The 15,344-nt window shown below is 70.8% G+C and carries 10 protein-coding genes; 4 read left to right on the forward strand and 6 right to left on the reverse strand.

Going from position 1 to position 15,344, the window contains the following annotated elements; translation table 11 throughout:
• The first annotated feature begins 67 nt into the window (after window positions 1-67).
• Window positions 68-379, forward strand: coding sequence for a hypothetical protein (locus ACWEO5_RS34480; protein ID WP_452166054.1), 312 nt, complete (start codon window positions 68-70; stop codon window positions 377-379).
• A 75-nt stretch (window positions 380-454) separates the two neighbouring features.
• Here the strand turns inward: ACWEO5_RS34480 and ACWEO5_RS34485 are convergent, their stop codons facing one another.
• Entirely contained in the window at window positions 455-2,311 is a 1,857-nt protein-coding gene (locus ACWEO5_RS34485; RefSeq protein ID WP_452166055.1) for a trypsin-like serine protease, read from the reverse strand.
• A gap of 188 nt (window positions 2,312-2,499) precedes the next feature.
• Window positions 2,500-2,880 (reverse strand): hypothetical protein, encoded by a 381-nt coding sequence (locus ACWEO5_RS34490; RefSeq protein WP_452166056.1) that lies wholly within the window; start codon window positions 2,878-2,880, stop codon window positions 2,500-2,502.
• Window positions 2,881-3,288: 408 nt separating this feature from the next.
• On the opposite strand from ACWEO5_RS34490, the gene ACWEO5_RS34495 reads away from it, so the two are divergent.
• Complete coding sequence (locus tag ACWEO5_RS34495) at window positions 3,289-7,047, forward strand: CdiA C-terminal domain-containing protein (protein ID WP_452166057.1); 3,759 nt, start codon at window positions 3,289-3,291, stop codon at window positions 7,045-7,047.
• Between the two features lie 26 nt (window positions 7,048-7,073).
• On the forward strand, window positions 7,074-7,550 hold the full coding sequence (locus ACWEO5_RS34500; RefSeq protein WP_452166058.1) for a SitI3 family protein: 477 nt from the start codon (window positions 7,074-7,076) through the stop codon (window positions 7,548-7,550).
• A gap of 354 nt (window positions 7,551-7,904) precedes the next feature.
• On the opposite strand, the gene ACWEO5_RS34505 is transcribed toward ACWEO5_RS34500, so the two are convergent.
• On the reverse strand, window positions 7,905-8,768 hold the full coding sequence (locus tag ACWEO5_RS34505) for a replication-relaxation family protein (protein ID WP_452166059.1): 864 nt from the start codon (window positions 8,766-8,768) through the stop codon (window positions 7,905-7,907).
• A gap of 714 nt (window positions 8,769-9,482) precedes the next feature.
• Here ACWEO5_RS34505 and ACWEO5_RS34510 point away from each other — a divergent pair.
• Window positions 9,483-11,102, forward strand: a complete 1,620-nt coding sequence (locus ACWEO5_RS34510; RefSeq protein WP_452166060.1) for a replication-relaxation family protein — start codon at window positions 9,483-9,485, stop codon at window positions 11,100-11,102.
• A gap of 201 nt (window positions 11,103-11,303) precedes the next feature.
• Here the strand turns inward: ACWEO5_RS34510 and ACWEO5_RS34515 are convergent, their stop codons facing one another.
• The 3 genes from ACWEO5_RS34515 to ACWEO5_RS34525 are packed head-to-tail and all read right to left on the reverse strand — an operon-like array spanning window position 11,304 to window position 14,752.
• Complete coding sequence (locus ACWEO5_RS34515) at window positions 11,304-13,814, reverse strand: Helicase associated domain protein (RefSeq protein ID WP_452166061.1); 2,511 nt, start codon at window positions 13,812-13,814, stop codon at window positions 11,304-11,306.
• Between the two features lie 51 nt (window positions 13,815-13,865).
• Complete coding sequence (locus ACWEO5_RS34520; RefSeq protein ID WP_452166062.1) at window positions 13,866-14,489, reverse strand: hypothetical protein; 624 nt, start codon at window positions 14,487-14,489, stop codon at window positions 13,866-13,868.
• On the reverse strand, window positions 14,489-14,752 hold the full coding sequence (locus ACWEO5_RS34525; protein WP_452166063.1) for a hypothetical protein: 264 nt from the start codon (window positions 14,750-14,752) through the stop codon (window positions 14,489-14,491). Before ACWEO5_RS34525 ends, ACWEO5_RS34520 begins: the two co-directional genes overlap by 1 nt.
• Window positions 14,753-15,344 lie beyond the last annotated feature (592 nt).

The raw sequence follows: 15,344 nt of genomic DNA on the forward strand, positions 1-15,344 counted from the left end.
GCCTCCCCACACCGGATCGGATGTCCACCGACATCCAACCGGTTCCGGCGGCACCACCGCCAACCCGGTGAACCTTCTCGGTCAGAGCACTAGAGCCTCGACACCGCACACCGCACACCGCCGCCTCGCCGGAGCCGCCGCCGACCCGCTCTACACCGCCCTCGCCCGCGCCGGACTCCACACCCTGACCGACAAAGACCACCAGGCGGTCCGCGAGCTCACCCGCCACCTCGACCCCGCCACGCTGCACCAGGTGTCCGACTGGCTGGAGTGCACCCGCGCCACCGTCCACTCCTTGACCGCCGGTGATGGCGGAGGTCGAGCAGGCTGTCGGCCGCGCAGCGGCCTTTGCACCATGTTGAGCAGGTTGATGCGGTAACTCGCTGGTTGTTGCGGCGCAGAGGCCGCAGCCCTTTCGGGCGGCGGCCTCCTGTGTGTCAGGTGTCGGGCGGGGTCAGGCGAAGGTGTTGGTGGCCCAGATGGAGTTGCCGATGCCTTCGCCGCCGTCGGCCTTGTAGACGACGAGGTTGCCGTCGTCCTGGACCTTGAAGTAGGCGCCGGCCGACCAGAACGTGCCCGTGTTCCACAGGCCGGTGGTGCCGTCGGCCTTGTAGAGGACGACGTTGCCGTCGTTCTGGATCTTCAGGAAGGCGCCGCCGTTGCCGGCGGTGTTGGTGTGCCACATCACCGCGTTGTCGCTCAGGCGGTACAGGACCAGGTCGCCGTCCCACTGCATGGCCAGGCGCGTGGTCTTCGTGTACACCTGCTGCCCGGCCGCCAGCTTGCTCTCGGGGCGGAAGGTGCCGGCGCTCCAGACGGAGTTGGCGACGGTCTCAGCCGCGTCCTTCTTGTACAGCACGAGGCTGCCGTCATCCTGGAGCTTGAGGAACGCGCCGCTCTGGCCGTAGGTGTTGGAGCCCCACAGCACGCCGGAACCGTTGGAGGGGTTGCCGTCGGCCTTGTAGAGAACGAAGTTGCCGTCCGTCTGCACCTGCGCCCACGCGCCCTTGTTCCCGGCGCTGTTGGTGTGCCAGGTGGGGGTGGCGTCGCTGCGGCGGTAGCGCACCAGGTTGCCGTCGGCCTGCATCTCCACCACGGCGCTCTGCGACTGGAACCACGTGCCGGGCAGGACCTTGGTGCCGCCGGCCAGCTTCGCTTCCAGGCGCCAGGTAGCGGTGTTCCACAGTGCATCGGTGCCGTTGGCCTTGTAGAGGACGAGGTTGCCGTCGACCTGCAGGTCCAGGAACGCGCCACTCTGCCCGGGGGTGTTGGTGGCCCACAGGACGCCGGAGCCATTGGAGGGGTTGCCGTCGGCCTTGTAGAGAACGAAGTTGCCGTCCGTCTGCATCTGCGCCCACGCACCGTTGTTTCCGGCGGTGTTGGTCGACCACAGCACGCCGCCGTCGACCTGCTTGTGGGTGAGGACCAGGTTGCCGTCGCTGCGCATGGTCAACTTCAGGTCCCGGCCGGTGACCGACTGGCCGGCGGTCAGCTTCGTGCCGGGCTTGATCAGCTGGTCGCCGGTTGCCGCCGTGGTGGTGATCCAGGTGCCGAGGTCGTCGGTGCGGGTGGTGTAGGCGCCGGTGCGGGTTTCGGTGGTGGGGGTGCCGAGGCAGCCTGCCTGCCAGGAGCGGGAGATGATGCCGACGAGGGCGGGCTTGTCGTTCTCGGTGCGCCAGACGGGTCCGCCGGCGTCGCCCTTGCAGACGGTTGCGTCGGCGGGGGCGGCGGGTGCCAGGGCGAAGCCGCTTCCGGCAGGGGTGGTGGCGGTGAAGGAGGCCAGGTGGGGCTGGTTGGGGACCCATTCGGTGCGGGTGCGGCCGTAGCCGAGGACCTGCAGGGTCTCCGTGTTCGCTGCCGGTGTGCCGGACAGGGCGGCCGGGGTGATGTTGTAGACGGGGGCGGAGAGTCGGGCCATGACCAGGTCCCGGTCGGTGCGCGGCACCAGTTCGACGATGTCGCGGCTCTGTCCGGCGGTGCCGGTCAGGTCGGTGCGGCCGATCACCACGCCGGTGTGGTCGGTCGGGGCTCCAGCGGCCAGGGCGGTGGGCTGCTGGCCGGGTTCGGTGAAGCAGCTGGCCGCGGTGAGCACCCAGGACGGGCCGACCAGTGCGCCGGTGCAGGAGCGCTTGTCGCCGACGGTGAGCTTCGCGGCGAACGGGAACGCGGCCGGGTCGGTCGACGTGGTCGCGGCGATCGGTGCGCTGGCCTCGGAGAGGTCGGTGGTCCGGGGGTTCGTCGGGGCGTTCTGGGCTGCGACGAGCAGGGCGCCTGCGGCGCCGATGACAAGGAAACGGGTGTATGCCCTCATTGGGCGTGGATCGCCTTTCGCTGACCGGGATACAAGCGGTGACTCGGCGGACGGAGCGCGAGAAAAAAGCGTTTCGGATTCCGCCGCAGGAGGCACCGCGTCGCGCATCGGCTGGCCGATGCCCGGTGTGGGTGGGAGCGGGTTCCGAAAGAGTGGAGCCTCGTGGACGGGCGTGCGGTATCGGGCTGTCAGCCCGTGACGCGCAGTTCCACGAGGACGGACACCGAACCCCCGGGAACGCCTTCGCCCACCGGCTGGAAGCCGCCCTTGGCGACGGTCACGTCCTGGGTGCTGCCCTGGGCGGTGAGGCTGGCGCTGACCGGGTGGTCCAGGGTCTCCACCGCCCACACCCCGGTGACGTCGAGGGTGAGGTAGCCGGAGGCGCCGGTGACGTTGAAGCAGAAGTCGCCACCGGTACGCCGCCAGATCTTGATCTGCTGGGACGTGGTCCCGCAATCGGTCAGCAGGATGTGGCCGTCGCCCTTGAGCAGCTTGATGTTGCGGCTCTGCAGGATCTGGTCGGCACCCGGGTAGGTGAAGTCCTCTACCGCGTAAGGGGCTTGGTCCACTCCGACGTCCTCCGCCCGTGCCGACTGGTTCGGCGTCACCACCATCGTGGCCAACACGGCCCCCGCGGCTGCCAGGCCGGCGGCTGCGGACCACGCCAGCCTCCGGAATCGCGCGATCGACATTTCCCCTCCAAGGCATGGGGGAGCGCCGCACCGGTACACCCCCCATCATGATCATTTCCTCGCGGTGCAGGAGCACCGTAGCCGACTTCCCCTGCCGCGCGTAACCATGACTGCCCATTTTAAGAGTATTTGATATTCTGTCACCCTTTTATTGCCTGGTGTCATTTCGGGCAATTCTGCACGTTTTTCATGCCATGTCAGCTGACACCACGTCGGCAGCTAGGCTCTCGATCCGTCGTTCTGCGAACCGGCACCGGAAAGTTCGCACAGTGAGATGGATCGCCCGTGAAACATGTTTCGTACGCAACAGGTGACAGGGGGAGGGCACTGCGCGCGATACGCCGCGCACCCGTCTTCTTCCTGCTGCCGCTCGCCCTGGTCGCAGGGCTGATCAACACCACCGCGCCGCACGCATGGGCGCAGGACCCGCCGGCCCCGGCGTCCTACGGGGCGCTGCCGGCGACCGAGCGGGGACGCCTGGTGGCGATGTACGTCTCCGCCGGGTCGGGCTTCAAGACGGCCGCCGAGCCCGTCCTGAGCGGTAGCGACGACGACGTCCACCGCTTCCTGACCGAGCAGGCCGACACCCTCTGGTACGAGGACAACCGCATCGCCGCCGCCCAGGTGGCCAGCCAGGGCGGCCTCAGCCTGCAGAGCGCGGCCCGCCAGGCCCTCGGCGGCACGCCCGCCGACCTCCAGACCTTCCTGAGCACCGGCTGGCAGGCGCCGCTCGCCGAGGACCAGCGGGTCCGCATCGCCCAGGTGATCGCGGTCGGCGGACCCGGCGTCCAGGAGGCCGGCCGCGCCGCGCTGAACGGAACCCAGGACGACCGGACCAAGTTCCTCTCCGGCACCCAGTACGACAAGCGCGCCGAGGACGAGCGGGTCCAGGTCGCTCAGGTCTACTACGCGGGCGGCGACAACGTCCGGGCAGCCGCGCGGCTGGCGCTGAGCGGCACTGCCGCCGACATCACCGAGTTCCTCCAGGTCGGCCAGTTCGTGGCGCGCTCGCGTGACCAGGAGCACGCCGACGTGCAGCAACTGGCCGACCAGGCCACGGCCGCCGGCAAGCAGGCCGCCATCGAGACCGACGCCGCCAAGGACGCCTCGGCACGTGCGGTCGCCGCCGCCCAACTCGCCAAGGACGCCGCCCAGCGGGCCGCCGAGGAGACCGCCGCCGCCGGCAGCGACGCCACGCGCGCCGCGGCCGCCGCCAAGCGCGCCGCATCGGCCGCCAAACAGGCCGCCGCCGCCGCGAACACCGCGATCGAGGCAGCCAAGGCCGCCAACAATTCCGCCCGGACCGCCGCGACGGCCGCCGAACAGGCGGCCTCCGCCGCGACCGGAGCCGCTCAGGCATCCGCCGAAGCGCAGACCGCCGCGGCCAACGCGGCGACCGACCGCGCCCAGGCGGGTACGGCCCGCACAGCCGCCGTCAACGCCCGAAAGGCCGCGAAGGGCGCCGAGACCGCGGCCCTTGCCGCGGACCAGGCCGCGATCGCCGCCACCGCGGCCGGGCAGGCATCCGACGCGGCGGTCAGCGCCGGCAACAACGCCACCGCGGCCGCCGACGCCGCCAAGAGGTCCAGCGACCTCGCCGACCAGGCCGGCACGCACTCCGACGAAGCGGCAGCCGCGGCCTTCGAGACCAGCACGCACGCCGCCGAGGCCACCCGGGCCGCCGGCGCGGCCGCCTCCCTCGCCCGCAAGGCCGCGAGCGCGGCCGCCGAGTCCCGCGACGCGGCACGCTCCGCCGCCCAGCGGGCCAACGCCGCCGCCCAAGCCGCAGACGAAGCCGCCGACCACGCCGGCGACGCCACCACCGCGGCCGTGCAGTCCGCCGCCCACGCCCAGGCCGCACAGGAAGCGGCCACGGCCGCCACCGACGCGGCCGCCAAGGCCAAATCCGTCCACACCCTCGCCCAGGAGGTCGAGGCCGAGGAGCTGACCGCCCGCACCAACGCCGGCATCGCCCAGGCCCGCTCGCTGAAGGCCAAGTACGACGCCGACGCGGCGGCCCAAGCGCAAGCCGTCAAGCAGCGCAAGGACCTCGACACCCTGGCCGCCCAGCGCGCCACCGAGGCCGGCCAGGCCGGCGCCGACCAGCACACCGTCGCCGTGAACGGCCGCAAGCTCGCCCTGCAGACCATCGCGCAGCGCGGCTCCTGGAGCCAGACGGCAGCCGAAGTCGCCCTCGCCGGCGACGACCAGGCGGTGGTGGAGTACGTCCGCACCGGCTGGGCCCAGGCCGCCCAGCAGAACGATCGGGCACAGATCCAGTACCTCGCCACGACCACCCCGTCTGCCGAGGTGCGGGCCGCCGCGAACGCTGCCATCACCGGCGACCCGTCCCAGTTCCGGGCCTTCGTGGAGAGCGGCCAGTACCAGCCCGCCGCCGAGGACCTGCGGGTCTACGTCGCCCAGCTCATCTCCGCAGGCGGGCCGAGCGTCCAGGCCGCTGGCCGGGCCGTCCTCAACGCGGGCGACGTCACCGGCTACCGGGACTTCATCACCACTGGCCAGTACAGCGCCCGCTACGAGGACGAGCGCGTCCTCGCCGCCCAACTCGTCAGCTCCGGAACCCCGCTGGTCAAGGCCGAGGCCCGCATCGCCCTCGAGGGCCCCGCACCGCAACTGCACGGCTTCATCGCCACCGGCCAGTTCATGGCCCAACGCGAGGACCAACTCGCAGCCACTCACACCGCCCAGATCGACCAGCTGATCGCGGAGAGCTTCAGCGTCGCCTACACCGCGCAGAAGAACGCCGACGAAGCCCGCGCGGCCGCGGCGACCGCCGCCAACGCGGCCGCGGAAGCGGGCGAATGGGCCCGCCAGGCAACGGAATCCGCCACCACTGCCACGAAGTACGCCACCGACGCTGCCGAATCGGCCAAGGGCGCAGAGGCATCGGCCACCGCTGCCGCGAAGTCCGCGCAGTCCGCGGCGAAGGCGCAGAAGGACGCAGCCGAGGCACTGGTCAGCGCCAACGACTCCGCGACCGATGCGCGGACGGCCGCGTATTCCGCCAGCCTCGACGCCGAAAGCGCGTACACCGCCGCCGAGGACGCCGCGATTGCTGCCCGCGCCGCCGGCCAGGACGCCTTCGCCGCCAACCAGGCCTACGCGAACGCCTACCACGACGTGACCGTCAAACTCCTCGCGGAGCAGGAACAGGCCCGCAAGGCCGCCTTGGAGAGTGCGAAGAACAAGTACTTCGGCTGGATCCCCGACTGGCTCTCCTCCGCCATCGACACCGGCATCCAGTACATCAAGCCCTTCCTCAACCAGGACCTGTGGCAGGGCGTCGCCGAAACCATCCTCGGCGCGATGATGATCATCGACGGACTTGCGATGGGCATCGCCGGCGGAGTGGTCTGCCTCGCGACCGAAGGCGCGGGCTGCGTCCTTGTGCCTGGGGCGCTCGCCGCGGCCGGAGGACTCATCGCAGGCGGCGCCGGACTCCTCATGGACGGCATCCCTCGTGCCGCGGACGGCTTCGTCACAGCGGTGCGGGAAGCCCAAGAGGTCAGCCCCGGCGGTGGCGGTGGCGGGGCAGCTGCTCGGACTGCCACCCCTCTGAAGCCATCCAGAGTGCCCGACCCGGAAGCCAAGCCGACAGGCACTCCGCAAAGGATCTATCCCGATGACGATGAAACAACCGTCCGGGCGCACACCCGAGAGAACGAGACGGCTGACTACTGGGCCAAGCAGGGATACGAAGTCGAGCAGAAGCCGAAGGCTGATCCGGTGAACAACCCGCAGGACGCTGGCCTCGATCCCAACAAAGAGCCGGACTACCGGATTGAGGGCTATATTGTGGACGGTTACGCTCCTAGCACGAAAGATGTGCGAGCAATTTGGAAGTATGTCAAGGATAAAGCTGATGCTGGGCAGGCTTTCCGGATGATCGTGAACACTACTGATTCGATGGTGGACATCCCGGCTCTGATCACGCAGTTCAAGTCCTGGGAAATTCGAAATCTCCAGGAGGTTATAGTGCAGGATGCTCAGGGGAATTTTATCAAAATTTACCCCGTTCCCTAGTTTGTGATCCTGGGAGATGCTGAAAAATGTCTGTCGATCATCAAATATATCTAAATACGGATGAGCCTGTGGATCGAGTTGCATCCAAAATTTCTCGTCTGCTCTGGGAGAAGGGGTTGATTTCGAGCCATCTCGATGCTGACCGCCTCCTTAGGGGGGGTGGGGCCCGGATGAAATGTGGCGCACTGGTCGTAGTCTCGCCCTATGACGCCACACCCTTCGATCTCATTGAAGAGAATTTCGGCGTGTCCCCCACGGTCCAGGTATTTATTAGTCCCAAGAGAGAGGCTCCGTTCTTCCCGCAAGAAGATGACATCGTCGCGCTTGCAGCTGCCCTCCTCGAGGAAACTTCCAACGACATGGTTCTATCCTATAATTTTGAAACAGCTTGGCTAATTCGTCGGAGTGCTGAACTGATCCTCCATGAGCGACCTTCACTTTGGCCTGAAAATAGGCTGGCCCTGATCAAGGGGCCTTATCGGCGCGAGAGCCACCAACTTTAGCCTCGATTTTTTATGACGGCTCGTCAGTTCGCTGGCGGGCCGTTTTGGCTGTTCGGGGCTACTGGTGGGCAGGTCTGTGGTCCGGTTGTCGCACCGGGCGAGCGCCGGGTTCCACCGCGCCGACGGGGGTTGTCTCGTCGGCACTTCCTGCCGAAGGATCCGACCTGACCCGCACGCCGGATCCGCCCGGCCGGGTGAAGCCGCTCCCGGATGGGTGACCCGGCTGCTCCGTTCGTTCTACAACCTGTCAGGCCACGTTCCTACCGTCCTCGGTATGACAAACCACCTGCACACCACCATCCCAGCAACGTTCCGGCCTGCCACCCTCGTGCTGCCCGCCAGCCTGCCCAGGAGCTACAGCTCCGCCCACCCGCGCGACTGCTGCTCCTGCCCGGCGAGCGGGTGCCAGACGGGCGCGGCGGGGCCGTGCTGCAGGAGGTCTTCGAGGCGGGCGGCGCCGGCCGGGACGGCGGCGAGCATGTCGGCGAGGACGGGCTGCTCCTCGGCGGCCAGGCGCAGGTCCGCCACCGCGGTGCGGGCCTCGGCGGCGGTGGTGCCGACCAGGATGACCAGCAGCCGCGGGAAGGCCCTCCACAGGCGCTCCCATGCCCGCCCGGCGCCCCCGGGGCCCGCCTGGTCCCACAGGCGGGCGCAGGCCGCAAGCTGCCCGGCGATGAGTTCGGTGCCGACATCGGGGCGGTGGAGTTCGAGGAACGCGCGCAGCCGCAGCCGGGCGCCGTGGAGGTTGGCGGTGTAGGCGAGTTCGGCGGCGGGCCGGTAGAGCGGCCCGCCGGGGCCGGCGCGGTGCTCGGGTGCGGGGGTGAGGTCGAGCGGTTTGCAGCTCTCGCCGCGGGCGCGGGCGTCGGCGACGAAGGCGCAGTGGATGCGGCCGAGGTTGAGGAAGTGACTGCGGCCGTAGCGCAGAGCATCCTGCTCGGCGGCCGCGGCCGCGCTGGTGCCGTCGGGGCGGCGCGTCTCGGGAAAGGCGGCGGTGGCGCTCGCGCCGGCGGCGGTGAGGTACCAGGCCTTCGCCCGTCCGGCCTGCGGCAGGGTGACGAAGTGGGCCAGGCCCTCGGTGTGCAGGCGGCTCAGGCGCTTCTGGGTCTGCTTGAGGCCGGCCTGCCCGCCGTGGAGCTGGTGGAGTTGTTCGGCGGTGGCCAGGGTGAAGCGGGCGAGCGTCACCAGGACGTCGTGGTCGGTTTCCAGATCCCCGGTCACGAAGGCACTCCTTCGGGTTTCGTGCACGGGGCGATCCCGTGCTCGGGGAATGAAACCCCACGAAACTCACCGGATTTCTAGATACCAAGGTTGGTCACCCATAACGATTTGGTAACTCTCGCTGCCAAACTAACCGGTCTTCTCACCGGTCCGAAATGCGGTCCGTAATCCAGTCCGCCAACCAGTCCCAACCCTGGGGCTCTCGCCGGTCCGACCGGTACGCCTCTGACCTGGCAGAATGACCATCAAGGTGCCTCGGTGAGTTTCCTTGACGGCCCATCGAGGAAACTCACCGGTACCTTGGTGGCCCTGGTTGGTTTGCCGGAACGCTTCCGTTCCCCCTGCCGTTTCCCCCTCCGCTGCCCCTACCGGCCCTCTCACGCCCGGAGAGGAAAACCGTGCAGCTCAGAGCCCGAATCCGGGCCGCGCACCGGTTCTGACAACCCTCTTTCTCCCTGCCTTTTGCTTTTGGTTTGTGGTTGTTGTAGTTATGGTCTGGGTGCGTTCGTTCGCGGCTTTTTGCGGACGGACGCTCCCGGGCCGCTCGGCCCTTTCCCATTGCGTCCGGCGGGGCCGGCCGCGCGCCGCTCAACGGCGGGCCGGGGCGGTGACGGGAGAGGGGCGGCGCGCCGGTCGGGAACGGGCTTGGCGGCTGTCAGGAGCGCCGGATATCCCTCGAAGGCAACGCCCGACCACGACCACCGGGAGAGGCCCGTGAGCACCCGTCAGCGCCCCGATCAGCCCGACGACAACGACGACCAGGCCGACGCCGCCGAACCAGCCGAGCCGTCCCGGCCGGGACGGGCCGCGTTCCGACGCGGCGCCGCCAACCCGAACGGCTCGACCAACGCCCTGCGCTCCGACGTCCTGGGCGCGCTCGGCGTCCTCAAGGTCGCCACCGCCGACCAGCTCCAGCGCCTGCTACGCCCCGGGGCGGTGTCGAACAAGGCGATCCGGCAGGCGCTCGGCGACCTCGCGCTGCACGGCCTGGTCACCTCCGACGGCAACACCAAGGCGCGTCACAAGACCTGGCGGCTGGAGGGTACGGCCGGGCTGGAGGCGGCCGGGCACGTCCTGGGCCTGCCCCGCTCCGACATGGGCTCGACGGCCCGGGGTGCCGGGCGCTCGGGTGCCCAGCACGCGATGGCGGTCAACGAGACCGTGCTCGCCTTCGTCCGGGGTGGCACCGTGCCCGAAGCCGCGGGCGGGGTCGGCACCGTGACCGACTGGGCGACCGAGGTGGAGTTCCTGCTGCCGGGCGGCAGGCGCAAGGTGCGCCCGGACGGGGTGTGGCAGGCCCCTCAGATCGGGGTGCCGGTGCTGATGGTGGAGGTCGACCGCTCGACCATGTCGCCACAGCGGGTGGCCGCGAAGTTCACCGCCTACCGCGAGCTGTTCCGTACCAAGGTCCGCGACAACGACCCGGCCCGCTCCGACGAAGCAGCCGCCGACCGGATGGTGCACTGGTGGCGGCGGAGCTGGCCCGGCCACACCCGGCTCGGCTACCCGCCCGTCGCCCTGGTCGTCACCGGCGCCGGGCCGGTGGCGCTGCAGGGCCGTCAGCAGGCGGTGGCGGACCTGGCGCGCGACGCCTGGGACGGCGGCTGGTGGACGATCCGCTCCGACAACGCGGGCGGGGACGGCTGGCGCGAGTACGACGACGCGGTGCCGGTCATCGCCACCACGCTGGAGCTGCTGGCCGAGCACGGCCCGCTCGGGCCGGTCTGGTGGCGCTACGGCCGCCAAGGCCGGCACTCCCTGCTGGACGCCCTCGACAACCCCGACAGCCGCGACGCCTACAACCAGCGCCAGAAAGCCCGCGACGACAAAGCCCGCCAAGAAGAACGGGAGGCGGCGCGCCAGCACCGTGAGGCGATGCGCGCCCTGGCCTGCGCCGACTGCGGCAACATCCCCGAGCAGGCCACCACCCGGGAGTACGGGCCCGACGGCCGCCAGGACTTCACACGCCGCCCCGGCGGCCGCTGCTGGGACTGCCACCTCAAGCACCTGGAGAAGGAGGCCGCGGCCGCCCGCGAACGCCTCCACCAGGCCCGTGCCGCCAACGCCGAGCTGCGCCCGTGCTGGACGTGCCGGGGTTCGATCGGCGGCGAGGAGGACTCAGAGCTGGAGCTGACGGAGAAGGCCGGCCCCGACCGGCTGGAGTGCCCCGGCTGCGAGCACGAGCGCCAGGAGAAGGGGCTCGGGCCGCTGGTGCTGCCCGCTCCGACCAAGCGCGAGCAGATGGCCGCCCTGGTCTCCACCCCCGCCGACCCGTGGTGGGACGTCCGGGCCCTGCACGCCAAGCTCTACCCGGTGAAGGACCGGGCGGCATGAGCGAGGCCCGGCACGGTAGCGTTCCCGTGCCGGGCCTGCGCCCCCTGGAAGGGGCCTTAGAGGCTGTCGCGATGGCTGTCGCGCCCCCTGTCGCGATGGGCCCTATCGTGCCCTGTGACCTGCACGGATAACCGGTTTCCCCCGTACCTGGGTCGGGCGCGACAGGCTCGCCGCGACAGGGTGGCAGCCCGAACTCTCCGATCACTCCCAGCGCATCCCGAGCTCGGTGAGGCGTTCGGCGCGGGCGTGGGGGATGCTGGTACGGCGGCTGCGGCTGTTGGCGATGAACAGGCCGAGGCTGATCTCCACGGTGGTGCCGTCGGCCAGTGCCAGCCGCTCCTTGTGCTTGCGAGGCACGTTCAGGTGGCCCTCCCGCTGGTGGTACTGCGCGGCCGCCGCCAGGTTCCGCTCCTCCAGCGCGGCGCGCGGGACCTTCGGGGCGGGCAGTTCCTCCGGCTCGAGCGGGGCCAGGCCGAGGACGTGTTCGCACATCCACTGCTGGGCGGGGCCGAGTTTGTCCCAGCCGACCTGCTGCGCTCGCGCCCACCCGGACAGGTCCTCCCCCTGGACGACCACGGTTCCCGGTGCCGAACCGACCAGCTCCCCGCCCTCGGTGGTGTAGCGCCATGCCAGGGTGAAGCAGCGCTGCCACTCCACCGCCCAGGCCGGGCACCAGGCGGGGTCGATCTCGTCGACCGCGGCCTTCCGGTCGGCCGGGAATGCTCCGGTCCAGTCCAAGCCGGTCTCGCCCGCTTCGGCGCGGCGCTGGAGGGTTTCGGTGCGGCGCTGGGCGGTGCGCCAGTTCTTCAGGATCGTCCCGACGGGCCGCCCGTCCCACACGGCGTCGTTGGGCGGGCAGGCGTGGCCGTGCTCGGCCGCGTACCCGGCCACCGCGGTGAGGTTGTCGGTGAAGGCGGTGTCGAAGGCCGACCAGACCATGCCGAGTTCGTCGAGTTCGGCGATGCGCTTGTCGTCGAGGACGGCGGCGGCCTTGTAGCGGCGCTGGTCGGCCACCCACGCACCGAGCCGGTGCCCGGACGGAGCCCGGTAGGCGTAGGGCACCTTTGCGTCGCCGAACGCCTTGCGGTAGGCGGCCAGCTCCTCCAGGCCGCGGCGGAACTCCTCCTTCTCGGGCTCCAGGACCCGGGTGCGGACGAACGCGGCGATCACCGCCGGGTCGCGCTCGCTGGAGAACGACAGGAGCCGCTCCCCGCTGCCGGCCGAGCGGGCCTCGTCCAGCTCCCCGGAGTGCCGCGGCTCCCGCTCCGGCCGGGTCTCGGACTGCGGCAGCGCCAGGCGCTCGACGGCGGCCTCGTCGTGGGCCCGCAGCGCCAGTAGCACCTTCGCCAGCCCGTCGTACGCCTTCGAGGTCAGCAGGTCCTCCCCGCTCTCCCCGGCCGCGAGCAGCACCGGCACCACGATCGTGGCCACCTTCCCGGAGTCCGGGGTGGTGCGCAGCGCCCGCCCGACGGCCTGGACCAGGTCGACCATCGACCCGCGCACGTCCGCGAAGAACACGCTGTCGCACGCGAACGTGTCCACGCCCTCGGAGAGCGTCTTCACCGACGCCAGGACGTGCCGCAGCAGCCGCAGCCCGTCCTCGCGCCGCACCAGCTCCGTGAACTCCTCCAGCGCGGCCCGCCGCTGGGCGGGGGTGTGGTCGGCCTCCAGCCAGGTGGTGCCCACCAGCTCGGGGTTGGGGTGCAGCGCCGGGTCCTGCTCCCACAGCGTCCGGGCCACGCCCGGCAGGCCGGTGCTCATCGCCCGGGCTTCTGCCACCAGGTGGTGGAACGACAGGGTGCGGGACAGGTCCCACTCCGCGCACGCGGACAGCAGAGCGGTCTGCAGCGCCGCCAACCGCGCCCCGCGGTACTCGACGGAGCGGACGTCCGCACCGCGCTGCTCCATGCCCTGCAGGACGGGGTCGGCGACGTCGACGCACACGATCCGGTAGGGGGCGATCACGCCGTCGGAAATGGCCTGCCCGAGCGGATAATCGTGGGCCACGGGGCCGAAGGCGGACAGGCTCTCGTCGTCCATGCTTGCGATCAGCTCGGCCGCCTCGACCCCCGCCTCTGCGGCCCGTTCCCGGTCGCGTTCGGAGAGCGCCCACACGCGCGGGGTGGCGGTCATGAACAGGCGGCGGTCGGCCAGGATCCGGGTGTTGTCCAGGATCGCCGCCCACGGCCGCCCGGCCTGCCCGGACACCCGGTGTGCCTCGTCGACGACGGCGAGGAAGAAGGCAGGCAGGCCGAGCTGGTGGGCCTTCTCCAGGTGGCCGAGGCCCACGCTGGCGTAGGTGGCGAACACGGTGACCCGCTTCAGCCCGGCGGTCAGCTTCACCAGCTCGGCCGGATCGGTGGTGCACCGCAGCCCCACGGGCTGCTCGTACCCGGTGAGCGAGCACAGCCCGACCATCCGCCCGCCGTGACCCTCGCGCCGCCACACCGCCACCGTCTGTTCCAGCAGCGGCAGCGACGGTACGAGCACCAGCGTCCGATCCGAGCGCAGCCGCTCGGCGATGTGAACGGCCGTCAGCGACTTCCCCGCGCCCGTTGCAGCCCGGAGCTGGCACCGCAGCCCCTGCGGCGGCACCAGGCCCGACGCCGGGAGCGTCAGAAGTCGTACAGAGGCGTCAGCGGCCTCCACCTGATTACGGCGGGGCTTTTTCATCATGATTCCAATTTCCCTTTCCAGGAATTCAAGCGGCATGATCGGAAAAGCGGGTACTGCTGATTCGAGCTGCTCGCGACGGCTCTGCCGCTACCAGTCCAGCGCCGGGCCGCCGTAGCTGTCGCCGTAGTCCTCGCGTCCGTACCGCGGCCGCTCCCGGTAGAGCACCGGCGGCCGCTCCGGGTGCGGCTCCAGGCCGGGCGGCGCGGCCGTGACGGCCACCGCGGGGACGTGGACCAGGCCGTCACCGTCGATACGGACGTGCTCGGCGAGCACCGCCAGCACCCGCTCTGCGCTCCACCCCAGCCCCTGAGCCAGCGCCGCCAGCCGCCGCCCCGCCTCACCCGGCACCACCACGCGCACCTCCACCCGGTCCACCGGCGCCTCCAGCGGCACCGGCCGTACCAGGTGCTGCTGCCGGGCCCGGCGTCCGGCCTGCACCCGCTGCTCCGACTCCGCCAGCCACGCCTGGGCCCGCTCGTCCAGGGCGACGTCGTACACCGCCCCCGCACCGCCCGCGGCGACCAGGACGGCGATGCGCTCCCACTCCTGCACCTCCCACGCCGGGCCCGGCCCCGCGTGCTCGTCCCGGCCTGCCTGCCGCGCCATAGCCCGCGCGGCCACCAGGCCTGCCCCGACCTGCTCCGCCGTCCGTCCCTGCGCCTGGCGCTGCACCCGCCGCCGCGCCGCCGCGAACCGTTCGACCTCGTTCATCACCGCACCACCTCTCCGGCCGGCACCGCCGACTCGTCCTCGCACACGTGGCCCGACGCCACCCAGCAGTCGTCCTCGAAGTCCGTCTCCAGCACCCAGCCGCACTCACCGCACTCCGCGCGGCCGTCCCACCCGATCGAGCCCGACCCGCCGTCCTCGTTGCAGTCGTGGTCGGCCGACACCCCGGTGTCGTCCTCGAAGTAGGACTGCCCCTCGGCACCGCATTCTCCGCAGTACCAGTCGGCCAGCCAAGACACCGTCACGCCGCCTCCCCCAAGCCCAGGAATTCCACGTCCAGATCCCTCCGAATTTCGACAGACGGCATTCTCAGTGATGTTGATCGCGACCAGGAGCCAGCCTCGTAAATTCTCCGGAACCCTTCTCACATCCCAGAGTCTAGCGGGCAAGAAGCTTTGATGCAGCGGAACGGGCGAAGCCCGCCCCCACGCCACCCCAACGAGTGACCCCACCATCCGACACCCCCGCAACCGCCCCTCACCCCCGAACCCCTCCCAGCCCACGGCGCGAAACGCCGCCCCATCCGCCCACCCCGCCACCCCCGAACCCAGCTCATCCATGCAAGGGCCGAAGGCCCCACCACCCCACACGCGCCATCAAACATCCTGCAAAACAGCAGAGTTGACACCACGCCACCCACTCGAACCCCACCCCGCCATCGGGCGAAGCCCGAACAGCCCGGCGAAGCCGGGCAGTCGGCGGCGAAGCCGACGAGCCGCCCGAGGCGCAGCCTCGGGCCCGGCCGAAGGCCGGCAGTCCCGCCGCCGAAGGCGGCGCGCAGCGCCGAAGGCGCAAGCAACCCGGGCCGAAGGCCCGTGGTTACCCGGCGCAGCCGGG

The organism is Kitasatospora sp. NPDC004272, assembly GCF_053603035.1.